Genomic DNA, 21,739 nt, shown 5'->3' on the forward strand with positions numbered 1-21,739 from the left:
TCACAGACACTTTGCTGAGAGAGTCGTTATTAGCAGTGCATTCAGTGGCATATTTGCATAATGTTGCATTTTGCAAATGCAGTTTGCGAAATTAATGGTTAATAAAGCAACGATATGCATCTGGATCTACTAAAAAACGGCTTTTTTAAAGTTGGCACGCATCGTGCTTTACTTAGAGTGACCCTTATTAAGCCGAGGGTCACCTAGCCAACTGACGTTGTTAGTGAATACAAATTGTTCACAAGTATATACCGCCAATCACGTTTATTGTGATTGGCGTTTTTTCTTTCTAAAGCCTGATGATATTCACATCGTTGCCCGTCTCATCAGCTTCTCCGCACTTGCTGTAACAACTAGGTTGTCTTGGACAAACCGCCCCTCTGGAGCAGATCAACCTTGCTTGGGTTTGAATCCCGCGCTCTATCCAGTTGATGTTTAATATCTTAGCGATAGTCGTTAAGTCTTTTTTGATGTGGGGAGGAATAACACTACTTCCGCCGGAAGCGACACAAAGGGACTTAAGTTCTTCCGCTATGGAAACGGCATCGCCACCTTGTGCAGAAATGGCAGGGTTAAGATCAATACCGGCACATAGCACCCGATTATTCCCCGCAGGATCAAATACGTTGACCGATTCGCAGCAGTAGATACGTGGCTCGTCACCAACATTTAAAATCGAAATTTGCGCTGAACTTGTATCCAAAGGCTGGGAAAGGCGTCGGAATACGGCCCAGTGCTGGCAAGGGTCGTTCACTTTGCGCATGTTGCCCCAAGGCAATGGAATACCATTTCCGCGATACACGGCTTTTAACTTGCCAGGGCCATAGGCATCAAAATAGTGCCAATGAGGGTAAGGCGAGACCACCGTCATGCGACGCATTGCAACGGAAGGAGAAACCCCCGCCTTTTTGTGAACATCAACCTCGTAACCAGAACGGTCAAGCAACTGACGAAAGGGTACTTTGGGGCAGAGTAGGGCACCGGCAAAGAAGCTGGACTCAAAATCACGCCAAGCTTGCAGGATATCTTGCGAATTGAGTTCAGAGTTCGACACAGGGCTGTCCATTTGCTCCCAATTGTTTTGATGCCCGATAGATAAAACGTTATTCATTGCATCGCTGCTATGGAGCACTCGATGGCCGATATATACCGCCAAGTCATACTTCAATCGGGTTGGATAGTCACGCATTCGTTTATTGAGATAAATAGTCCCAGGTGGCTCCATGAAAGACGTAATCAACTGTTTGGCGCTGACGCCCAGTTCATCAATCACATCTTGTGGCGCTCGGTCTACCCAGCGAATATCCAACCCCATGCTTTTTGCAATGTCGATCAGATCTTCCACTGACAGATTAAGTCGCTTTAAGCCCACTTCTTCCGCTGCCCGTTCTAAGTCTGGGAAATGGTTTTGGTGGTTCTCTTGGTGTGCGCGGATCAGTAAGTGGGCGAATTGACGCCCTGTGATACCTGTTTGGGAGAGCATTTCTGGTATCGCGATTTGAAGAATATCATTGGAGAACAGGAAGCTCGGCTCCAGCGCCATGCCACTAATCCCACCACGATTCCCTTTGTTGGGTGTGATGGCTTCTAATTCGGGTTCATCATCTAAAAACCACGCAGGATCTTTTTGAAAAACTTCCGCGATCACTTCGAGCATATCGATACTCGGTACGCGTTTTCCGCGCTCAATCATCGAAAGGTAAGAAACCGAAGGAGCGTACTCTGGATTAATTCTTACACAACGGGCAGATAAATCCTCCATCGTTAAATGGTTGTTTTTTCTTAGATTACGAATTTTCGTACCAAGAAAATGAGACTGACGAATAAGGCTTTTTGACACAGACATTTTGTAAAATTCACATTGTAAAATTTTTGTTGTGAAATTGTAGTCAATATTTCGCTAGTCTACATAATGAGCAGGCAAGGAAATTAACCATCCACTTCACAGAATTGCCTGAAACTTAAATAAAGGATTTAAGTTTTTACTCTAGGACGAGTTTTTAAGTGCGAGGATATGACGATGAATATGCTGAACTTCGATAAAAAAGAGATGCAACAACAACAACGCCCATTTATCGCTGAAGCCGTATTTGCCGTCGAAGCGGTAAGTGCTGAGCAGCAGAGTGAGAAACAAGTAAAAGCGAAGCAACTGCTTGACCGCATGTTCCCATTGGAGAACGGGTCGCACCAAGATGTATCAAGTTACGTGATTGATTACCGCCATGTTTTGGCTTATTTCAAAGACGGTACACACAGCGGCCTGAAAAGCCCAAAACACTTCGTGGCGTACACTGGTGAAAAGGAAGATCCAAAATCGATTTTGTTTAAAGATGATTCGGGTAATCATGTAGAAGTGCTGTTTGGCTGTCACAAAGGCACTGGTTGCGTGGAATTAGTGGACATTGACGATATTCAATTGGAAACTCGCACGACGTTTCATCCTGAACTAACTGGCAATGCACCAACCGCGATGCGCCATTGGATAAGTCTAATCAAAGGCGACAAAAAAGGTAAGCCGATGGCATGCAGTGAAGATAAAGAATATACCGCAAAAAATGGTGACGACTACATTCTAAGTTACTGCTACAGCGTCGATTAAGATACTCATGATTGGATATAAAAACCCCGCACTTTACGTCGCGGGGTTTTCTTTTTCATCGTAAAAGTCGTTTTCGCTTAGTCAGTTTATTTAAATTGGCATCACGCGGTTACGACCGAGTTGTTTTGCTTCATAAAGCTGTTTATCGGCTTTATTGATTAAGGCTTCAGGCGTATCACCCGGCTCAAATTCTGCTACCCCAAAAGAAGCGGTAATGCTGTGAACTTGTGTGCCTGAGCGCTTATCTCTGATACGCAGTTTTTCTATCATCCGGCGTAGTGTGTCTGCATATTGGCGAGCAATTCGCAGAGATTTGTTAGGTACAATTAGCGCGAATTCTTCACCACCAAAACGGTACGCACATATTCCATCTCGACAGCTTTGTTGTAGCCGGCGGGCAATGGCTTTTAACACTGTATCGCCAAAAAGGTGCCCGTAATTGTCGTTAAATGATTTGAAATGATCGATATCAAGCATGATCAAGGTCATTGCCTGATTTGATGCGATAAGTGAAGAGAGATCTTTGTCAAATGCTCGGCGGTTGTATAGGTTTGACAAACCATCGAACAACGCATCTTGCTGTACTTCAGCCAGTTGATTTTTGAGGCGAGAAATTTCTTCACTCGCGTTAGTCAATTGGCTATTCAAAAACTTTGTTGAGTGACGAATTTCGTGTGACTCTGCGACAAGTTGACGAATCACCACCATCACTTCTTCAATGCTTAGGCTATTGTCCTCAACTTTTTCCAGTTTATTAAAGCTTTTGTCTACCATCTCAGAAAAGGAGGAAGTATCTAAAATCGTATCGCTCATTGAACTGGATACTTCATGTAGCAGAACTTCTACATTGGTTCTAAGATCTTCAAGGCTGGTTTCTGCTTTGCTGGCCACATAGTTGTTGTAAAGCTGTTTATTGGTTGCTGGCGGGCAAATACCGTAGTTTTCTAACACCGTGTCTAACTCAAAGTTGAGTTCTGGAATGGTCTTGTCAACGTAGGTATACCAAAGCGCGTAGTTGGCTGGCGTGGCAGCAACATGGTTTTTGATCATCAGTGGGACCGCTTTTTTTAAATTAGCGGTTGATTTCTTAAACTCGTCGGTCATTTCTGCGATGGTACTAGCAAAATGGGATTGGGCTTAGATTAACGGATATTAACTAATGTCGCTTTAATTTTTATCACTTTTGCATGGTTTATATAGAAAATGAGTGATTAAGATCGTGATCAATACCGTTGGATTCAAATTTTATAAAATATCAGTATGAAACATGTACAGGCATTTGGTGGTATTGCGTGTTTTGAGATATCCAGCAAATGGATTCCGTGTGAACGTTAGTAACCTAATGATCGTCAAACTCTCGTTTTCGTATAAAAGCAAGTAAATCAAAAGGCTTAACGTCAGGGTCTCCGTGAAAAGAACTCGTAGACGAAGAATTAACATCTGAGGGTGCGAATTGAAAAAGAAAATAGGACTTTATTGGTTCACGAACGACTTGCGATTGCACGACAACCCACTGTTGAAAAGCGCCAGTGTAGAAATGGACGAGTTAATTTGCTTGTATTGCTACCCTTCAATGACGCCTTACTTGCATCACTTTGCGCAGGAAGCCTCTTTCGGGCGCGCGAAATTGCAGTTTCTCGACTCATCGCTTAGTGAACTCAATCAATCTTTGAATCACCTTGGTCAGCGATTATGGGCGGTTGAACTAACGCCCGATCAAGCAATCAAGTATGCTGTTAATCGCTTCGGCGTCACACATATATATGCTGACGCCTTTCCCGGTTCGGATGAGCAACAAGCGTTAGATCGCGTAGCTGTAGGCGCTTCTCATGTAAAAATAAAACAGCAAGCAATCCGGACCCTGTTAAGGGAAGAACAACTGCCATTTGACTTGAGCAATCTGCCTACCACTTTCACGCAGTTTAGAAAGCAAGTTGAAGGTTTAGACATCTCTCGGCCCCACGAGAGTATCCGTTCGTTACCTCCAATTCCTTTAGGTGTGAATCTTCCTTCCGTTACTGCATATTACTTTGACGCAAAAGCTGCGTTTCATGGTGGAGAAAGCCGCGGGCTTGAACATTGTCGCCAGTATTTTGCTTCCACACTAGCCAGTGAATACAAACAAACACGCAACGGTTTAGATGGCATGGATTACTCCACCAAGTTCTCTCCTTGGTTAGCTCATGGGTGCGTTTCTCCGAAAACTATTTATGCCATGTTGAAACGTTATGAAGCGGAGAATGGTGCAAATGATTCAACCTACTGGATTTACTTCGAACTGCTTTGGCGTGAATACTTTTATTGGTATGCCCGTCGACACAAGCGACAGCTCTTCCGATTCGGTGGCATCCAAAATCGAGCACCACTCACCAGCTTTTACGCGCACCGTTTTCAACAATGGAAGAAAGGTGAAACGCCATTTCCTATCGTCAATGCGTGTATGCACCAACTTAATGAAACGGGTTATATGTCGAATCGTGGCAGACAGTTAGTTGCCAGTTGTTTGGTGCATGAGCTTGGCCTCGATTGGCGTTATGGCGCGGCGTACTTTGAGTCACAACTGGTCGATTACGATGTGGCATCAAACTGGGGAAATTGGCAATACTTAGCAGGCGTTGGTGCTGATCCGCGTGGTTCACGACAATTCAACCTCGAAAAGCAAACCGAAATGTACGACCCGCACATGGAGTTCATCGATAGGTGGCAAGGTCGTTGTCCTGGCGCGCATTTGGATAGTGTAGACATGGTCGATTGGCCGATTGTGATGGGCAGCAGTGACAAAGCTTCGTCATCGGAGAAACCGTAATGCAATTTGAAACCGTACGATTGATCTTGGGCGATCAACTTAACAGTGAGCACTCTTGGTTTCAGCAACCGGATGAGCAAGTGCTTTACCTGATTGCGGAGCTCAAGCAAGAGAATACTTACGTCACGCATCATATTCAGAAAGTGTGTGCGTTCTTTTCCGCAATGGAACAGTTTGCGAAAGAGCGTCAGAGTGAAGGTCACCAAGTTCTGCACCTCACGTTGGATGACACACAATCCTTCGACGATCTTGAGCAAGTCTTGCAACACTACGCGAGTGAAGTTGGTGCAAGTAAGTTTGAATATCAACGCCCGGATGAATACCGTCTTCTGGAGCAGTTAGCCAAACTAAAGCTTGATGGGGTCGTGACGCGTTGTGTCGACTCGGAACACTTTTTGTTGCCGTTTGAAGAGATAGAATCGCAGTTTCCTCAAGGCAAACACATCATGATGGAGCACTTTTACCGCCGTATGCGCAAGCGCTTCGACATCTTGATGCAAGACGGAAAACCCGTCGGCGGAAAATGGAATTACGATGCCAATAACCGTAACAAGCTCAAAGCCAAAGACATTGAACAACTGCCACAACCTTTGATGTTCAGTACCGACGTGCGCGATATTACTGAGCGGTTGGCACGACATGACATCAAAACTATCGGAAATCTCGAAGGGGAATTGTTGTGGCCGATTAATCGCGCGCAAAGCCTCTCTTTACTCGCGCATTTCTGCCAAGTCTGTCTGCCGTTATTCGGACGTTTTCAAGATGCTATGACAGGCCAGCACGACGCTAAGTGGAGCTTGTATCACAGCCGAATTTCATTCTCGCTCAACAGCAAATTGCTGCACCCGAGAGAAGTCATTGATGCATCACTCAAGGCATTTCACTCCAACGCAGATATCGACATTTCTCAAGTCGAAGGGTTTATTCGCCAAATCTTGGGATGGCGAGAATACATCAGAGGCGTCTACTGGGCGAACATGCCTCATTACCCGAAAAAGAACGAGCTGGGCGCAGAAAGAAAGCTGCCAAACTTCTTTTGGAGTGGCGAAACCAAAATGGCCTGTATGCGCAATGCGATTGGTCAGTCCCTCGATTATGCCTACGCACACCACATTCAACGTTTGATGGTCACAGGTAACTTTTGTTTGCTAACCGAGATCGACCCAGACCAAGTGGATGAGTGGTATCTCGGTATCTATGTGGATGCAATTGAATGGGTTGAAATACCGAACACACGTGGCATGGCATTGTTTGCGGATGGCGGCATTGTTGGCACCAAACCTTACGCGGCGAGTGGTTCTTACATCAACAAAATGAGCGACTACTGTAAGGGTTGCCATTACGACAATAAGGCGAGGAGTGGGGAAGGTTCGTGCCCGTTTAACAGCCTTTATTGGCGCTTTATGAACAAGCACGACAAGCGCCTCGCTGCCAATCCACGAATCGGGATGATTTTCCGCTCTTGGGACAACATGGAAGAACAGCAACGCCAAGCGATTCTTGATACCGCAGAGCACTACATAGAAAACGTGGAGAACTTGTGATGGAAATACTCATCGTCGGTGGCAATGGTGGAATTGGTTTGGCAGTGGTGAGAGAAGCCGCAGCTCGGTTCCCTCAAGCGCGCGTGCATGCCACTTATCGTAAGCAGCAACCAGATTATTGGCAACACCCAAATGTCGTTTGGCATCAAGTGGATGTATCGCAAGACGAGCAGGTAAAAGCGTTCAGTGAGCAGATTGAACACGTCGATTGGTTGGTGAACTGTGTTGGTATGTTGCACACCCAAGAGAAAGGTCCTGAGAAGAATCTTAGCTCGCTCGACGCAGACTTCTTTCAGCAAACCATCACGGTCAATACTTTGCCAAGTTTACTGTTGGCAAAATACTTCACGCCCAAGCTAAAATGCAGTACTGCACCTAAGTTTGCGACCATTTCAGCCAAAGTTGGCAGCATTAGCGATAATCAGTTAGGTGGTTGGTACAGCTATCGAGCATCGAAAGCCGCATTAAACATGTTCCTCAAAACCATGTCGATCGAATGGCAAAGAATGGTCAAACATGGCACGGTGCTTTCACTTCACCCTGGCACCACAGATACCGCTTTGTCGGCACCTTTTCAAACCAATGTCCCAGAGGGAAAGTTGTTCACGCCAGAGCGAGTTGCTAAGGATTTATTAGGCTTGATAGAAAAAGCAACCCCGCAAGATAGCGGGGCGTTTTGGGCTTATGATGGGACGTTATTACCTTGGTAAGAGAACGCGTACAAACGTTAATACAAATGAAATAACATACTCCAGAGAGGGTCGGAGTGACCTACGTTTTCGTTGATTTATTTCTTCGGCAACGCTCAGAACAATAAACGATTTCCTCCCAATTTCGCGCCCACTTCTTTCTCCAAGAAAATGGGCGCTGACAGACCGGACAGACTTTCATGGGAAGGTTGGATTTAAAACCTTTCATCGCTCTGAATGTTCACTCCTAATTTGGTTAAAACTACTTATCAAATAGGTACAGGTAATCGCCGTAGCCTAAACTCGCCATCTTGTTCACAGGTACAAATTTCATCGCAGCAGAGTTCATGCAATAGCGTAATCCCGTCGGCTTCGGACCATCTTTAAACACATGACCTAGGTGTGAATCACCAAACTTACTGCGGATCTCCGTTCTAGGGTAGAGCAGTTTATAATCGGTTTTCTCCACGATGTAACCCGGGTTAATTGGTCGAGTAAAGCTTGGCCAACCTGTGCCAGATTTGTATTTATCAGTAGAAGAAAATAGCGGTTCACCGGTCACAATATCAACATAAATTCCCGCTTCTTTGTTGTCCCAGTATTCATTATCAAACGGACGCTCCGTGCCTTCTTCTTGCGTCACGTAATACTGTAGCTCTGTTAAGTTTGATCTGATTTCAGACTGAGCAGGTTTACTGTACGCTTTCACTTTCGAAAGCAGCTTGTTTTCTTCAATCAACTGTCGAAGTGTTTTAGGGCTTTCTTTTCGATCTTCACCAAACACTTCGTCGAGGTATTTATCGCGACCTGATGCGTAGCGGTAGTATTTGTATTTCAGACTACTCTTCTTGTAGTAATCCTGATGGTACGACTCCGCAGGGTAAAACTTTTCAAACTCGATCAGCTCTGTTTTCAACGGTTTTGGATAGATCATCGCCTTGTCGATTTCCATCATAAACTGCTTAGCAATCTGCTTTTGCTCCGCATTATGGTAGAAGATCGCTGGACGGTATTGAGGGCCACGGTCAACAAATGAACCTTTATCGTCGGTAGGGTCGATATGACGGAAGAAGTAGTCCAGCACTTGCTCGTAGTTCACGACAGCAGGATCGAACTTCACCTCAATCACTTCAATATGACCAGATTTACCAGAAGAGACTTGGCGGTAAGTCGGGTTTTCAATATGACCGCCTGAATAACCTGATACAACATCGATTACGCCGGGAAGTTGCTCTAAATCCGATTCTGTACACCAGAAACAACCGCCAGCTAGTGTTGCGATTCTTGTATTCTCTGAAGCCTTCAGCTTATCCATCGTATCGGCGGTACCTGTTTTACTCAATAGTAGAAACAAGACTGGAAGTGCGAAGGAGAAACCGGCCAATAACTTAGACATATTCTTCATAGCTACCTCATCGTTATTTTTGTAGAAAGTGTTACTTAAATAAAAAGTGTTACGTATAGAGAAAGGTAACCGAGCGAAAAAATTACAGTAATGTTGAAAATTCCGTTGCCCTTTTATGCGATAGAGCTAAAGTATCGACAATAAACACACCGCTAGTAAGGGCAACGATGCCTTGAATAAGCGATGCTAAATGAGGTAAATCATGCAAGCTGAAGTTAAATGGATAGAAGATTTTAAATTCCTTGGGCAATCTCAGTCGGGCCACTCCGTAGTGATGGATGGCAATGGTGGTGCAACCGCACCAAGCCCAATGGAAATGGTACTAATGGCTGCTGGTGGCTGTAGCTCTGTCGATGTTGTTGATGGTTTGAAAACAGCAGGCCAAAAGGTTTCGTCAGTTAATGCCAAGCTAACCACAGAGCGTCGTGAAACCGCGCCGCGTATCTTTACGCAAGTGAATATCCACTTTGAAGTGTCAGGTGACGAGCTTGACCCAGAAGTCGTAGCAAAAGTGGCGGCTGACTCGCTAGAAAAATACTGCTCGGTTTGCTTAATGCTAGGCGAAGGTGTTGAGATGACCCACAGCTGGGAAATTGTGTAAGCCGACAGACTCCACAAAATATAAAAACAGGAAAGAGAAAAGTCCGGGCTTTTCTCTTTTTTTATTTCGCAATTCACGTACCTTGTGAAGAATCTGAAAGCAGTAATTGCAGGTTGTAGGAGTCTTCCAGTGACAGAACTAGAAAAAATGATGTCTGGCCAGGTCTTTGATGGCATGGACAAAGAAATTGACGCCATTAGAAGCCATGCTCTTCAAGCACTTAGAGCGCTCAATAATAACACCGACGAAAGTCAGCGCGACGAATTGCAAAAGCAGCTATTTGGCAAGGTAGGCCGTTGTATTGTCCAGTCCCCTTTTCATTGTGAATTTGGTAAGACCATCGAAATAGGTGAAGAAACCTTTATCAACATGAACGTGGTCATGCTCGATGGTGCCAAAATTACCATCGGGAACCACGTGCTCATTGGACCGAGCGTGCAATTTTATACCGCTTCTCATTCTGTTGATTACCGCAGTCGCCGACGTTGGGAAACGTTTTGTAAACCCATCACGATTGAAGATGATGTGTGGATTGGCGGTAACTCCGTCATTAACCAAGGTGTAACAGTTGGCGCTCGCTCGGTGATTGCAGCTAACTCGGTAGTCAACCATGATGTGCCGCCAGATTGTCTATACGGAGGCACGCCAGCTAAGTTGATTCGTCGTCTCAACGAAGAAGAGTAAGAATCGATAGTGATGGCATGATGACTCGCTTTACAGGCGTAAGAGAATCATGCCAGCAGAAAGGGATAATTCATCAAGGAGTCTAAGATGTCGAACAAGACAGAAGTCCTCATGTGCCCTACATGTGGGGTAGAAACGCATCATGTCGTGGTGTTAGTTAGAAAAAAAAGTGGCTTTGAAGGCGATAAAAATCGCAACAAGAAAGAGTTCATCGCTGGCTTTCTCAAAAGTGTAGTGTTCGGCGCCTTCCTTGCATCTATGGATGAATTTGAACGTCACTTGATCTGCGAAAACTGTGGTCATAAAACCATTCAACAGTAACTGATAGTCTTTCTTTCTCTGCATAAGTTCATAAGTGCGGTTTGAAGCACTGGTTATTCAAATCGCATTATCCTCTTTTAGTGCTTTTGCTCTTCTTATGTTCCTCTCTCAAAAATGAGTCACATCAGTACGCATTTTAACCGCTTGGATGCAGGTAACTCACTGCTATGTAAAATAAATTTTGGTGGGAAATACGTATTTCAGCTCGATGTTTAACCTCTGTTTATCGACACGTTTTGAGTCAGTAAACACTTAAATTTCGTTTACTTTATGTTGTACGCGGTGTGATTGTGTGAAATTGGTCACATTAATGTTTAATTTGTGAAAAAATAATTAATGAATAATAATTCACAAATATGCTGACCGTGTGTGCTATTTAGTTTTGACTTATCTTTTGAATATTCACTTGGTGAATGTTTTGTTGTTTTTAGATTGACTGAAAGTTTGATTTTCTATTCAAACTTGTGAAAGGTTGAATCGATATATTAGAAAACATGAATTTGATCTTGTTTCTATCTTTTGTTTTAAATGCGAAATTCATTATTAACAACGGATGGTTTTGATGATTTCTCTTATGTGTATCCCACCAATTTTAGAAATTGAAAATTAAACTTTCTCAATACAATAACGACTAAAATTAAACGGAATGATGTTCTTATATTTTTATTGTATTTTAACTTATACATTTTGACTCATTCATTTTAACTGTTTTTGTTGATTTTAAGTTGTTGATAATAATTGTCTTTTAAATTTTGTTTTAATGGCGTTGCTTTGCTGCTTCTTTAATGTTGTGGTGTGTGGATTTATTTATAAAACGTCATTTTAAAGTACGTTTTTAAGCAAAGTAGAACGTGACAATACTAAGATAAATAGTATTAAAAAATTAAATAAGGATTTAACCATAAGAGTAATTTTATGGTTGATAGGTTTATTGGGGTTGATTATCTGAATTTTTATGGAATTTCATCCCAATAATCTGTTTGTCTTTAAGTTTATTCTAATAAACTTAATTCTCATGGAAGTTTCAAAACATGCAGCACACAACAAAGTGGATGATGACGCCGCTTGCAATGTTGTTGGGTACGCTGTTTTCAGCGCCATCATTCGCGGTGGAAACGAGTGTAATTGATAGCACCAGCACGCCTGAATCTACACAAAATGAAGGAGACACGTCCTGTATTGTTTGTAAGTTTAGTGGGGCCGTTTACCTATCTTACGATACAAACATTTACGATAAAGACGACTACCGTTCTGTCCGCAATTTCTCGTGGGGAGGCGATCTCGTTTATTCCTTTTCGAGCGACACAAAAGCCTATTTTTCTACGGGGGGCTATCGTGCCCTAGAAGATGAAGTCGGCACCTACGCGACAGATTCGGTGTTGGGCTTGCAATACACGAACCTATATCGCTTTGGAGATACAGGGAAAATCGGCGTTGCGGGTCAGCTCACCATTCCAACTTCAGAAACATCTCGTAAAGATGAACTGCACACCGCGGTTCGTTTAGATGTGCCGATCTCTTTTTCAGCTTGGAGCGTCGATTTTTCGGTTTCGCCAAGACTGAGAAAAAATTTCCACGAATACAAAACCATGGGGGGACGCTCGCTGACTGAGTGGACTTACTCGTTGTTTGCTGTTGCGGAAAAGTCGTGGGAATCGTTCGCAGTGGGGATCACGGCGTTAGGTGGTAACAGCATCAGTTATCAAGGTACGCGCAGAAGCAGTTGGCGGTATGAGGGGGCGTTGTACGGCACATACGAGTTTGATGAAAGCTGGTCATTGCTACTCGCGGCGTCATCAACGGGTTTCTATCAAGATGCAGAGCGAGGCACCTTGGGCAACATCGATTTGTTGGACCAAGAGAAAGCATCTTACATCGCGACAGTGACTTACTCCTTCTAGGAAAATAACAACAATTAAGGATATCCAAATAATGTTTAAAAAATTGACTCTGGTGTCAGCAATAACGGCCGCACTTGCAGGCTGTGGCGCAGATGATCAGGCGTATGACTATGTCGAAAGAGATGCAAAAGAAGTCGCAGTAAAAGACCTTAAAGACGGTCGTTGGTTTTACGTTCCGACGACTGGTGCCGCGCCACGCTTTGCTCTGAACCAATTCCCATTCTTGCAAGGCTCACCTCGTTACGTTGAGCTTTGTTTTACCAAAGAAGGTCTGGAAGTTCGCAGTTACGATAAAAACTACCCAGACGCGCATCTAAGCAAAGATGCTAATAACTACTGCGGTGAAGAGAAATTTGTCGCAGACGACGACGGCGTTAACTTCGCGCAAGTACTGACGATTCCAGGTGACTTTGCGGCGTATCGCTGTCAAGAAGACGCGCATGGTGATTGCACCAACAAAGAAGAAACCAATGAAGACGCAAGCCTAAACTACAAGAAGAAAACCCACTTCACTCCTCGTCCTGAAGATCTCGAAATTGCAGAATTCAATATGGAAGATCTGTACGGCATTACCGAGGGCATTGATGAAATTGGCGCACCACGATTGATCTCGTGGGACTTTGACCCTAAAAACGGTCTTCTCAATTTCGAACTAGAGCGCACGTTCCGTATCGATTTAGATAATATTTCTGACTACATCAACTTTGCAACGAAAGCGAGCTTGGATGAAGCGCTTGTGGATGGCGCGTTTAAATCTCGTTTCTACTACTCGTTAGTGCACGAAAGTGAAGTGGCAACCGAAGGTTACCAACCGATCTTGTACCCAGTGGGTGATGAGAACGACATTGGTTTCTTCACCACATCGACGAAAAAGCTTAACCCAGTCACGAATAAATACGACCGTGATGTGGTTTACCTCAATCGTTTCAACCCAGATCAAGGCTCTATCAAATATTACTTGAGCGACAATTTCTTTGAAGAGAAGAACAAGTTGTTCTTGGATGCAACGCTGCAATCGATCGACAAGATGAACCAAGCGCTGAATGTATTTGGGGCGGATGCAGGCAAGCCTGAAATCGAGATTGTGAACAAAACCAAAGCGGCTGGTATTCACCCAGGTGATCTGCGTTACAACGTGATTAACCTGATTGACGAGCCTCTAGCGAATGGTCTGCTTGGCTATGGCCCGTCGGTTTCTAACCCGATGACGGGGGAAATCATCAAAGCCCACGTGAACCAATACGCAGGTGTTGCAAGAACGGGTGTGCCTTTCTATTGGGATAACTTGGCACGTTTCTATAATCGTAATCAACTGGACTTAGATGGCTTAGAACCATTGCCAACCAGCAGCGAATCTGTGAAAACAGAAGTCGCGGATAGAATTGAAGCGCTTTCTACAATGGCGGCGATGGCGAGCCTGAAATCGGATGAAAACATTCATGCGCCGCTCGTTTCAAAAGAAGACATCGTTTCTGGAAAAGCAGCGACGAAGAGCCCAACTCAGCTAATGAAAAACTTCAATGATGACATGGAGTTTGAAAAGGTGGTTGAAGCTGAAGAGAACCGTTTGTCTTTCTGGGCAGAGAACAACGTCTATCCAATCGAAGCGTCGTGGGTTTCTTCAACCAACAAGGCCATGTTGGACAACTTGAAGTTGGATGACGAGCGTTACTTTGAGATCAAACTCGATGACGCCGGTCACGAAGTATCGCGTCAGCTTAAGCGTTGGAAATACCTGCCAAAAGAGTTGCAAGTGAAAGCAGCAGATGCGATTACGGTTGCGACTTACAGCAATACGCTTGTTCACGAGCTTGGTCATAACATGGGTCTGCGCCATAACTTTAAAGGCTCAAATGACAAAGCGAACTACTACACGCTCGAGCAAGCGCATCAACTTGGTTTGAACAACATTCCTGCTTACAGTTCGACAATGGACTACGCACCAAGCATGTTGGATGAAACGCCAACTTGGGGTCTGTACGATATTGCGGCGTTTAAGTTTGGTTACGGTCGTAAAGTCGAGACGATTCAAGGTTCTTCAGGTTCAGCTCCTGCGCCTATTGCGAAACCGGCAGACAGTGCGAGCGATGAAGACAAAGCGGCATACGCTCGTTACCTCGCTGATCAGCAAGCCTACCAACAAAGCTTTGCATACAAGTTTGGCAACAATCCAGACAACACATCGCTGATGGTGTGTTCTGAAGTGAAGGCACTAACGGGGAACGAGAAAGGCAAATCACTCTACAACTGTGACTTCAGCCGATTCGATACCGCCGCGTTGTCTGATGATCCAGAACTGAATGCGAAAACTCGTTATGGCGCACTTTACTACCTAGATAAAGTGAATGAAATTGAGCGTAAGTCTTACGATTTCTGTACCGATGGGAACGTTTCTCTAAACAGCGACTGTAACCGTTTTGACGAAGGTACAAACCTAGAAGAAATTGTTTCTTACGAGTGGCAGAACTATCTCGATAGCTATGATCGACGCAACTTGGAGTTATATGGGACGACGGGATTATTCTCGTCCGATTATCCTGGTTACTTAGTGCGTCGTTATATGGAAATGAGCGCTATCCGTGACAAGATGGAAGATCTTGAGCGCATCGATAACCTGTACACCAATCTGGGTTACACTTCGTCAACGGATAAGCCGGGTGATTTCTTATTGCGCATTGCTTCAAACCCTCAATACTGTAGCGAAGGCAAAGCCGATAACTCATGGTTCTGTGATTACGCGAATGGGGCGAAAAAATCCGCGGCGTTCTTCCTTGATATCTTGCGCACACCAGAGCATCAATGTGTGATAGAAAATGCGGCAGGCAACCAAAAAGTGATTTCTTTTGGTCAACTGTTAGACAACAACTCACACCAAATTCCGGCTGATTACGATCTTTCAACAGCCAGCTGTTTTGATGATTTGGCAGCACGCTTTATCGAAGATTCAGATGAGGGCTATATAGCTGTTGCGGAAACTGCGAATGGACGCTTCCTAAACTCAATTGGTAGCTTTGACCCGGATTACCCTTGGTCAAATGCGGTGTCTGTGTTGGGTAACTGGCCAGACAAAGCGCTTGCGAGCCACTTCTTAGCACGTCGATTCTCGAACCGTTTTACCGATGAGGTGAGCTTTGCATCGCTGCTTGATATCCCTGGGGTGCAAGCTGAATACGAAGACATCATGGGCAACGTCGTGGCAAATGATGCGTTAAATACGCCAGTTAAATTGGTGGGTAAAGACGGTAAGGAATACACCAATCTAAAAGGTGTTACCGTGAACCTACACATCACTGAGCAAATGGAGTCCCTACCACCAATGCCTCGTGGTATTGCAAGATTCCTTGATATTGGTGCAGAAGGCCGCGGACGTGTTGGCGATGTCATCTTGAGAATGGGTGTGCGCCAAATGAAGTCTTACGACTACACAGTGAAGACTCGTGGTCAATCTCAGTTTGATACGTTTACGAAGCAACAAGACCGCTACGGTATTATCGCGGGTGACAAGGTTGAGTTTGTTATCGACGGCGAGAAGTTTGTGGCAACAAAAGCAAACAAGCTGGCTTACGACTACGCAAATCAACTGGTGACGTCCAAAGGTTACGATCTAAAAACTTACCTAGATAGCTATGAGCCTGCAACACTAAACAAGGTCGCAGAGAGCATCGATAGTGCTTGGGGGCCATTCCGAACAGCGATTGTCCCAGCGTTCCACGATCCTGTATTGCTGCTGGATGCGCCAATGGTCAACGCAATGAAGCGAACCATTGATGCGGATATTGCGGCAGGTGTGCTGTCGTTTAGCCAGTCTTTCATCAACTTTACGACAGCGAATGTGACTTCGGGTGATTTGGTCATCGATGCAACTTCAGGCACATTGAGCTATAAAGGTGGTAAAGCGCACGATGAGCTGAAAGCGTTCGAAGCTTACACAGATGCGATGCTTTTGATTTACAACGATCACGCCGAAGACATGATGTTCGCGGTCGACAATGTGTACGCAGGGTACATGGCGTCTTCAGATGCTGACATAGAACTTTGGCTGAAAGATCTCAATATGATTCAAGCGTATTTGCGTGGTGATATCGGCGCTGTGGCTGGTGATTACTACAAGATGCTTGATCGCCTACCAACTGCAGTGAGTTTCCAGTAAATAACTCTTAATTCACTCATACAAAGGCCTGCAGCAATGCAGGCCTTTTTCGTCATAGGATTGATGGAATTTAGGAGTGAAAGATGATCTGTCTGTCTTCTGTCATCACAAGTGTCGCTTTGCTTTGTTCGATAAGTTGGGCAGCATAAGAAGGGGTAACGGCCTGCATATCACCTTTAGATCGAAGAGTTAAAGACTCCCACGCTTGATCTCGATATTTCCCTGCTTGGGTGTATTGAATCAGTACTTTCATAGCTTCACGCTCCGGTGTGGTTGACGTGCTACTTAAGTTAACGATCTTAGGTTGGTTGCGCATCCGTTAAAAATGAAACATTAGTTTAACCAAATGTGCCTTTCCAAATATCGCGCATTGAGCAGAGCAATTTGGAATCCTTGTGATGGAGGGATGAAAAATACTCAATCTTTCGATTCATACTGCGCAATATAATGTTTGAGAGATTTGGTTTCCGCACTCTGAAACTCTTCATCGTGCATACGCAGTGCTTGGATACGGTCGAGGCGGAACTGGCGATAGTCATCGCGCAATTCGCACCAGGCGACCAGCGTCCAGACTTTGCCCCAAAAGAACTGGCCTAACGGTTGGATTTTTCTCTCGGTCACCTGTCCGCTTTCATCTTGGTAATCCAAACTGACCTTAAACTGATGATCAATCGCGTGGCGCAGAAGCTGCCCTCGTTTGGCAGTCTCGGATTGGGTGTGATAATCGGGCACAATCAGCGGACAATCTTCCACTTGTTGTTTGAGCTTATCTGGCAATACCGAAAGTATTTTGGTGGACGCAGAGTGAGACGCTTCGGCGAGTTCGGCGTCCGACCAGGCTCGAACCATCCGCATACCCAGTTCAAGCGCCATCATCTCCTTTTCTGAGAACATCAAAGGTGGCAGATGAGAGCCTGCTTGCAACAGGTAGCCGACACCTGCTTCACCTTGAATCGGAACACCAGAACTGAGCAACGACTGAATATCGCGATAAATCGTACGTTCGCTGACTTCCATTCTTTCTGCGAGCTCTTTCGCTGTCACGGCGTAACGCTTTGCGCGCAAAAGCGTCAGTAGCTCAAACAGTCGTTCTGATTTGCTCATGATGTTCCTTATCTAGACCTACTGGTTGTTAGTAGTAGTGTGGCTGATTACTTCTCTAGCTCACTGCACATTTTTAAGTTGTGATGTATAAGCTCGAAGCTTTCGCAGTCAATCATTGATAACAGAGGCTGAAATTCAGCGGCTTGCTTGAGCTGTTTTCCCGCCTGTTTTGCATCGTCCATTGAACGCCAGTAAATGATGTCTGTCCACACATCGTCCGTCGCTTCGTGACTGAGTGAGCGATACAAAAAGCCCGGCAGATTCTTCACAAACGTTTGTGACTGTTTGGCAGCGGCGATCACGTCTTGCTCTGTTGTGCCTGCGGTTAGACGAAATTGCACAGTTTCGAAAACGGTTTCCATATTGTGATTCCTTATTGGTTTTGGCGGATTGCCTGTTGAGTTCCAAATAAGGTTACGCGGATGGAATGTCAGAACATGTCAGTAGTGAAATCTCACTCACTTATCATCAATATGGTTATTTTTCTGGGCTGTTGTAACGATCCCAGTAAGGTAAATCTGTGCCGAGTTTTTCGCTGATAAAATCGATAAAGGCTCTTACTTTCAACGGCATGTGCTTGCGCTCAGGAAAAACCGCATAAATGGCGTGTTCTGGTAGAGAATACTCTTCCATCACCGGTTTTAGATTTCCTGCGGCAAAGTCTCTTCCTGCAATAAATGTTGGCAGTTGCGCAATGCCCGAACCTCTTAACAGCAACTGGCGAATGGCTTCGCTGTTATTGACGATAAAGTTTCCTTTTGGAAGCACCTTGTATTCGCTGCCGTTGTTGATGAACATCCATTCGACGCCGCCACGGAAATAGGAGTAGCGCAGGCAGTTGTGACTGACTAAATCACTTGGTTTTTGTGGTGTTCCAAACTCCGCTAAGTAATCTGGCGAGGCACAAAGCACACTTTTACAAGGGGCGAGGCGTTTTGCGATTAGATTGGAAGAGGTGAGTTCACCAATACGGATCCCCAAATCAAAACCGTCTTTAACCAAATCGACCATTTTGTCTTCGAGGTTTAAATCCACTTCAATTTTCGGGTAACGAGCGAGAAACTCGCTGATCAAAGGCGCGATATGCAGCACACCGAAAGACATCGGCACGGTAATTTTGAGCCGACCTTGTGGAGAGCCTTGCAGTTCCGATACCGCGTCTACGCCTTGCTGGGCCAGATTGAGCGCTTGAGAAGCGTACTCAAAATAGCGTTCTCCCGCTTCGGTCAGGCTCAGCTTACGCGTAGTTCGGTTAAGGAGACGAATGCCCAAATCGTCTTCTAGTTGGTTGATGCGTTTGCTGATCGCCGATTTCGTCAGATTCAGCTGTTTGGCCGCAAGGGAAAAGCTGCCGCATTCGACAACAGCAACAAAAACGGGCAGGGAGGCAATCGCGTTCACATCAATCTCCTATTATCGTGAAGCATTTATTGTTGAGCACAAGGATACAATTAATTTCCAATTATAGAGATTATCTTCAAGAAGAAAACAATCTAGACTATGCACCAGTATTACGACCTTGATTTTGGGAAGAAGAAAATGAAGTACGATTGGATCCTGTTTGACGCTGACGAAACCTTATTCCACTTTGATGCTTTCAAAGGTTTGCAGCTTATGTTTTCTCGCAAAGGCGTAGATTTTACTGAACAAGATTTTGCTCATTACCAAACCGTAAACAAACCGCTTTGGGTGGATTACCAAGACGGCAAAGTAACGGCAGATGAGCTAAAACATAAGCGTTTTACCGAGTGGGCTGAGAAGCTGAATACCACAACAGCAGATCTCAATAGCGCATTTTTAGAAGCAATGGCCGATATTTGCAGCTTGTTGCCAGGTGCAAAAGAGCTGATGGAAGCGCTGCAAGGCAAAGCCAAAATGGGCATCATCACCAACGGTTTTACAGAGTTGCAAGCAATTCGCCTTGAGCGCACAGGGATGACTGAGTACTTCGATAAAGTGGTGATCTCTGAACAAGTGGGCGTAGCAAAACCGGACTTAGGTATTTTTGAATACGCGATGCAGCAAATGGGCAACCCATGCAAAACGCGCGTACTGATGGTGGGTGACAACCTGCATTCCGATATTCTGGGTGGTAATAATTTTGGTATTGAAACTTGCTGGTTAAATACCACAGGCGCAAGCGTCGATGAGCGTATCGCACCAAATTACACCGTTGAGTCTTTGAGTGAACTAAAGAACATTTTGGTGGCGTAACCGAATCGGGTATTATTCCGCAGTAACCCTCAGAAAAATCAAGGAATAATCATGTCAGACATCAAACAGCTAGACAGCAAAGTCGTTTACCAGAATAAGTGGATGACGGTGCGTGAGGACAAAATTTTACGTCCGAGCGGCGCAGAGGGCATCTATGGTGTGGTCGACAAACCTGATTGTGCTGCGATTCTGGCTATCGATAACGGGATGATTCACTTGGTTCAGCAGTACCGTTACACCGTAGGTCAACGTTGTTGGGAGATCCCACAAGGGGCGTGGGAATCAAACCCAGATGCGGATCATCTTGAGCTTGCCAAAGGCGAGCTGCGTGAAGAAACGGGCATGCAGGCGAGCGCTATGGCGTATGTCGGCGCGCAGTTTATCGCATACGGCTTTTTGAATCAGACATGTCACGTCTACTTCGCCACTGATTTAACGGACGTGGGCAATCAACTCGACAGTGAAGAAGAGGATTTGATCACTCGCGCTTTTTCGGTTGAGGAGTTCGAACAGATGATGATCGACGGCACGATCAAAGATTGTGTCACCATCGCCGCTTATGGTTTGGCGAAGCTGAAGAAATTCATTTAGTTATCCATGACGATTTTTAATGAAAACAGCGGCCTAGTGCCGCTGTTTTTCGTTTGGGTGAGTTCGTTGAGCCATCGCTTACTCGTCGATTTTCTTACCTAAGATTTCCACTTGCGCTTTTTTAGTCACCCCCGCGACTTGCAGCGCAGTGCTGCCAACCGATTCATAGTTCAACTCGATTTTGTCTAACTTCGCGTTATCTTTTGTTGGTAGGCTTAAGCTTCTTGATGACATGCCTTTAGTCAGAACACCTAAACTGTCGAACGTCTTTTCCTGACCATCTTTCATGATTACTTTAACGCTTTTCAGATCGACCGTACCTTGCGTACATTTGATTTTTATGTGGCTGAAACGAGCGTTAGCAAATGGTGACAGTGGATTGACTGTGTCGGTTTCCGATTTAAAACTGACGGTCTTATCTGCAATCTTATCCCAATCGTTGTCTCCTGCAACCGATTGGAAAGAGGCTACAGCCGCTAAAAGACAGAGTGCGATGGTGTTGAACAGTTTCATAGCTTTTCCTTATCTTAGGTTTAGATATTCTGTTTAATCAGTTCGATGACGTGTGTGACTTCGTCTTGAGTTAAAGCCCCTTCTTTCACGAATAAAATTTCGCCTTGTTTATTTTGTACGATAATCGCAGAACTTTCTTGCTGTAGATCCCAAGTTGTTGCTAATACGCCATTTTTGTCTAACACCATGGAAGACCAAGAGAATGTCTTTTTGCTGTCCTCTGCCGACGATTTTACAAATTTACCGGTCCCCCAAATGGCGTCTTCTTGGTTGATCACGGTTGTGGTCTGATATTGACCTTCAGGAAAGTGAGCGGCAGTGATTGCTGACATCAGCGGCGCGTTCATCTCTTTGGCTTTACTACGACCTGCAATGGCTTGTATCACACGGACTTTGCCTAACATCTGCTGAGTTGCCCAAGGTTGATAAGCCACATCGTCTCCTTGCAGCGTCATTTCGCCATAGGTATCAATGCTGACGGAAGGGGTGGTTTGACCGACAGAAAGGTTATGAGAGAAGGCGAATGTCGGGGCGAGTGCGAGTAAGAGTGACAGAACAGATGGAGTTTTCATTGGGGGTTCCTGTAACGAAGTGAGGTTAGAGCGAATCAAAATAAG

The 21,739-nt window shown here is 44.9% G+C and carries 21 protein-coding genes; 11 read left to right on the forward strand and 10 right to left on the reverse strand.

All coding sequences use genetic code 11. The annotated features are described in order from the left end of the window. Positions 1-289: 289 nt before the first annotated feature. Positions 290-1,846, reverse strand: coding sequence for a DUF3612 domain-containing protein (locus tag R7P69_RS04540; RefSeq protein ID WP_238952788.1), 1,557 nt, complete (start codon positions 1,844-1,846; stop codon positions 290-292). A gap of 174 nt (positions 1,847-2,020) precedes the next feature. On the opposite strand from R7P69_RS04540, the gene R7P69_RS04545 reads away from it, so the two are divergent. Continuing rightward, positions 2,021-2,599: a malate synthase gene (locus tag R7P69_RS04545; protein ID WP_005374156.1), complete on the forward strand. Its 579-nt coding sequence runs from the start codon at positions 2,021-2,023 to the stop codon at positions 2,597-2,599. Positions 2,600-2,689: 90 nt separating this feature from the next. On the opposite strand, the gene R7P69_RS04550 is transcribed toward R7P69_RS04545, so the two are convergent. Further along, positions 2,690-3,703 carry a GGDEF domain-containing protein gene (locus tag R7P69_RS04550; RefSeq protein WP_138939787.1) on the reverse strand — a complete coding sequence of 338 codons (1,014 nt, stop codon included), beginning with the start codon at positions 3,701-3,703 and terminating at the stop codon, positions 2,690-2,692. Positions 3,704-4,052: 349 nt separating this feature from the next. On the opposite strand from R7P69_RS04550, the gene R7P69_RS04555 reads away from it, so the two are divergent. From R7P69_RS04555 to R7P69_RS04565, 3 genes are read left to right on the forward strand one after another with little or no spacing between them, the layout of a single operon-like run. Further along, the gene (locus tag R7P69_RS04555) at positions 4,053-5,405 is read left to right on the forward strand and encodes a DASH family cryptochrome (RefSeq protein WP_238952787.1); all 1,353 of its coding nucleotides are present in this window, start codon (positions 4,053-4,055) and stop codon (positions 5,403-5,405) included. Beyond that, positions 5,405-6,949 carry a cryptochrome/photolyase family protein gene (locus R7P69_RS04560; protein ID WP_238952786.1) on the forward strand — a complete coding sequence of 515 codons (1,545 nt, stop codon included), beginning with the start codon at positions 5,405-5,407 and terminating at the stop codon, positions 6,947-6,949. The genes R7P69_RS04555 and R7P69_RS04560 overlap by 1 nt, the downstream gene beginning before the upstream one ends. After that, positions 6,949-7,659: an SDR family oxidoreductase gene (locus R7P69_RS04565; RefSeq protein WP_047102817.1), complete on the forward strand. Its 711-nt coding sequence runs from the start codon at positions 6,949-6,951 to the stop codon at positions 7,657-7,659. The genes R7P69_RS04560 and R7P69_RS04565 overlap by 1 nt, the downstream gene beginning before the upstream one ends. Before the next feature lie 61 nt (positions 7,660-7,720). On the opposite strand, the gene R7P69_RS04570 is transcribed toward R7P69_RS04565, so the two are convergent. Both R7P69_RS04570 and msrB read right to left on the reverse strand, forming a co-directional pair. Beyond that, entirely contained in the window at positions 7,721-7,867 is a 147-nt protein-coding gene (locus R7P69_RS04570; protein ID WP_005374142.1) for a DUF2256 domain-containing protein, read from the reverse strand. 33 nt (positions 7,868-7,900) lie between these two features. Next, positions 7,901-9,043 carry a peptide-methionine (R)-S-oxide reductase MsrB gene (gene msrB, locus R7P69_RS04575; protein ID WP_047102816.1) on the reverse strand — a complete coding sequence of 381 codons (1,143 nt, stop codon included), beginning with the start codon at positions 9,041-9,043 and terminating at the stop codon, positions 7,901-7,903. 202 nt (positions 9,044-9,245) lie between these two features. On the opposite strand from msrB, the gene R7P69_RS04580 reads away from it, so the two are divergent. The 5 genes from R7P69_RS04580 to R7P69_RS04600 all read left to right on the forward strand — a co-directional run bounded on the left by R7P69_RS04580 (position 9,246) and on the right by R7P69_RS04600 (position 16,700). Continuing rightward, a complete protein-coding gene (locus R7P69_RS04580; protein ID WP_005374132.1) occupies positions 9,246-9,644 on the forward strand; it encodes an OsmC family protein in 399 nt (132 codons plus the stop codon). Positions 9,645-9,773: 129 nt separating this feature from the next. After that, positions 9,774-10,328 (forward strand): sugar O-acetyltransferase, encoded by a 555-nt coding sequence (locus R7P69_RS04585; protein ID WP_031780875.1) that lies wholly within the window; start codon positions 9,774-9,776, stop codon positions 10,326-10,328. Positions 10,329-10,415: 87 nt separating this feature from the next. Continuing rightward, the gene (locus R7P69_RS04590) at positions 10,416-10,649 is read left to right on the forward strand and encodes a hypothetical protein (protein ID WP_005393681.1); all 234 of its coding nucleotides are present in this window, start codon (positions 10,416-10,418) and stop codon (positions 10,647-10,649) included. A 1,031-nt stretch (positions 10,650-11,680) separates the two neighbouring features. Further along, a complete protein-coding gene (locus tag R7P69_RS04595; RefSeq protein WP_182039678.1) occupies positions 11,681-12,550 on the forward strand; it encodes a hypothetical protein in 870 nt (289 codons plus the stop codon). A 31-nt stretch (positions 12,551-12,581) separates the two neighbouring features. Then, positions 12,582-16,700, forward strand: a complete 4,119-nt coding sequence (locus R7P69_RS04600) for a M66 family metalloprotease (RefSeq protein ID WP_238952785.1) — start codon at positions 12,582-12,584, stop codon at positions 16,698-16,700. A 70-nt stretch (positions 16,701-16,770) separates the two neighbouring features. Here R7P69_RS04600 and R7P69_RS04605 read toward each other — a convergent pair whose 3' ends face one another. The 4 genes from R7P69_RS04605 to R7P69_RS04620 form a co-directional block, all read right to left on the reverse strand. Further along, positions 16,771-16,953 (reverse strand): hypothetical protein, encoded by a 183-nt coding sequence (locus R7P69_RS04605; RefSeq protein ID WP_042523437.1) that lies wholly within the window; start codon positions 16,951-16,953, stop codon positions 16,771-16,773. Between the two features lie 164 nt (positions 16,954-17,117). After that, complete coding sequence (locus R7P69_RS04610; RefSeq protein ID WP_005497912.1) at positions 17,118-17,804, reverse strand: helix-turn-helix transcriptional regulator; 687 nt, start codon at positions 17,802-17,804, stop codon at positions 17,118-17,120. Positions 17,805-17,851: 47 nt separating this feature from the next. Beyond that, a complete protein-coding gene (locus R7P69_RS04615; RefSeq protein WP_238952784.1) occupies positions 17,852-18,166 on the reverse strand; it encodes a hypothetical protein in 315 nt (104 codons plus the stop codon). A 115-nt stretch (positions 18,167-18,281) separates the two neighbouring features. After that, entirely contained in the window at positions 18,282-19,205 is a 924-nt protein-coding gene (locus R7P69_RS04620) for a LysR family transcriptional regulator (protein ID WP_005384329.1), read from the reverse strand. Positions 19,206-19,343: 138 nt separating this feature from the next. Between R7P69_RS04620 and yjjG the strand changes: the two genes are divergently transcribed. Both yjjG and R7P69_RS04630 read left to right on the forward strand, forming a co-directional pair. Next, positions 19,344-20,018 (forward strand): pyrimidine 5'-nucleotidase, encoded by a 675-nt coding sequence (gene yjjG, locus R7P69_RS04625; RefSeq protein WP_005374109.1) that lies wholly within the window; start codon positions 19,344-19,346, stop codon positions 20,016-20,018. Between the two features lie 51 nt (positions 20,019-20,069). Further along, positions 20,070-20,609, forward strand: coding sequence for an NUDIX domain-containing protein (locus tag R7P69_RS04630; RefSeq protein ID WP_017635078.1), 540 nt, complete (start codon positions 20,070-20,072; stop codon positions 20,607-20,609). A 78-nt stretch (positions 20,610-20,687) separates the two neighbouring features. Here R7P69_RS04630 and R7P69_RS04635 read toward each other — a convergent pair whose 3' ends face one another. Together R7P69_RS04635 and R7P69_RS04640 are read right to left on the reverse strand one after the other, a co-directional pair. Continuing rightward, positions 20,688-21,122, reverse strand: coding sequence for a hypothetical protein (locus R7P69_RS04635; RefSeq protein ID WP_005480927.1), 435 nt, complete (start codon positions 21,120-21,122; stop codon positions 20,688-20,690). Positions 21,123-21,142: 20 nt separating this feature from the next. Then, positions 21,143-21,694 carry a YtfJ family protein gene (locus tag R7P69_RS04640; protein ID WP_225496519.1) on the reverse strand — a complete coding sequence of 184 codons (552 nt, stop codon included), beginning with the start codon at positions 21,692-21,694 and terminating at the stop codon, positions 21,143-21,145. Positions 21,695-21,739 lie beyond the last annotated feature (45 nt).

This window comes from Vibrio sp. 661, assembly GCF_033339315.1.
GTDB classification, from domain to species: Bacteria; Pseudomonadota; Gammaproteobacteria; order Enterobacterales; family Vibrionaceae; genus Vibrio; species Vibrio alginolyticus.

Bases quoted from the DNA above. Each gene is read 5' to 3' on its own strand.
- R7P69_RS04550 (WP_138939787.1), bottom strand. From the start codon at position 3,703: ATGACCGACGAGTTTAAGAAATCAACCGCTAATTTAAAAAAAGCGGTC.
- R7P69_RS04600 (WP_238952785.1), top strand. From the start codon at position 12,582: ATGTTTAAAAAATTGACTCTGGTGTCAGCAATAACGGCCGCACTTGCA.
- R7P69_RS04635 (WP_005480927.1), bottom strand. From the start codon at position 21,122: ATGAAACTGTTCAACACCATCGCACTCTGTCTTTTAGCGGCTGTAGCC.
- msrB (WP_047102816.1), bottom strand. From the start codon at position 9,043: ATGAAGAATATGTCTAAGTTATTGGCCGGTTTCTCCTTCGCACTTCCA.
- R7P69_RS04545 (WP_005374156.1), top strand. From the start codon at position 2,021: ATGAATATGCTGAACTTCGATAAAAAAGAGATGCAACAACAACAACGC.
- R7P69_RS04595 (WP_182039678.1), top strand. From the start codon at position 11,681: ATGCAGCACACAACAAAGTGGATGATGACGCCGCTTGCAATGTTGTTG.
- R7P69_RS04640 (WP_225496519.1), bottom strand. From the start codon at position 21,694: ATGAAAACTCCATCTGTTCTGTCACTCTTACTCGCACTCGCCCCGACA.
- R7P69_RS04590 (WP_005393681.1), top strand. From the start codon at position 10,416: ATGTCGAACAAGACAGAAGTCCTCATGTGCCCTACATGTGGGGTAGAA.
- R7P69_RS04605 (WP_042523437.1), bottom strand. From the start codon at position 16,953: ATGAAAGTACTGATTCAATACACCCAAGCAGGGAAATATCGAGATCAA.
- R7P69_RS04615 (WP_238952784.1), bottom strand. From the start codon at position 18,166: ATGGAAACCGTTTTCGAAACTGTGCAATTTCGTCTAACCGCAGGCACA.
- R7P69_RS04560 (WP_238952786.1), top strand. From the start codon at position 5,405: ATGCAATTTGAAACCGTACGATTGATCTTGGGCGATCAACTTAACAGT.
- R7P69_RS04570 (WP_005374142.1), bottom strand. From the start codon at position 7,867: ATGAAAGGTTTTAAATCCAACCTTCCCATGAAAGTCTGTCCGGTCTGT.
- R7P69_RS04630 (WP_017635078.1), top strand. From the start codon at position 20,070: ATGTCAGACATCAAACAGCTAGACAGCAAAGTCGTTTACCAGAATAAG.
- yjjG (WP_005374109.1), top strand. From the start codon at position 19,344: ATGAAGTACGATTGGATCCTGTTTGACGCTGACGAAACCTTATTCCAC.
- R7P69_RS04540 (WP_238952788.1), bottom strand. From the start codon at position 1,846: ATGTCTGTGTCAAAAAGCCTTATTCGTCAGTCTCATTTTCTTGGTACG.
- R7P69_RS04580 (WP_005374132.1), top strand. From the start codon at position 9,246: ATGCAAGCTGAAGTTAAATGGATAGAAGATTTTAAATTCCTTGGGCAA.
- R7P69_RS04610 (WP_005497912.1), bottom strand. From the start codon at position 17,804: ATGAGCAAATCAGAACGACTGTTTGAGCTACTGACGCTTTTGCGCGCA.
- R7P69_RS04565 (WP_047102817.1), top strand. From the start codon at position 6,949: ATGGAAATACTCATCGTCGGTGGCAATGGTGGAATTGGTTTGGCAGTG.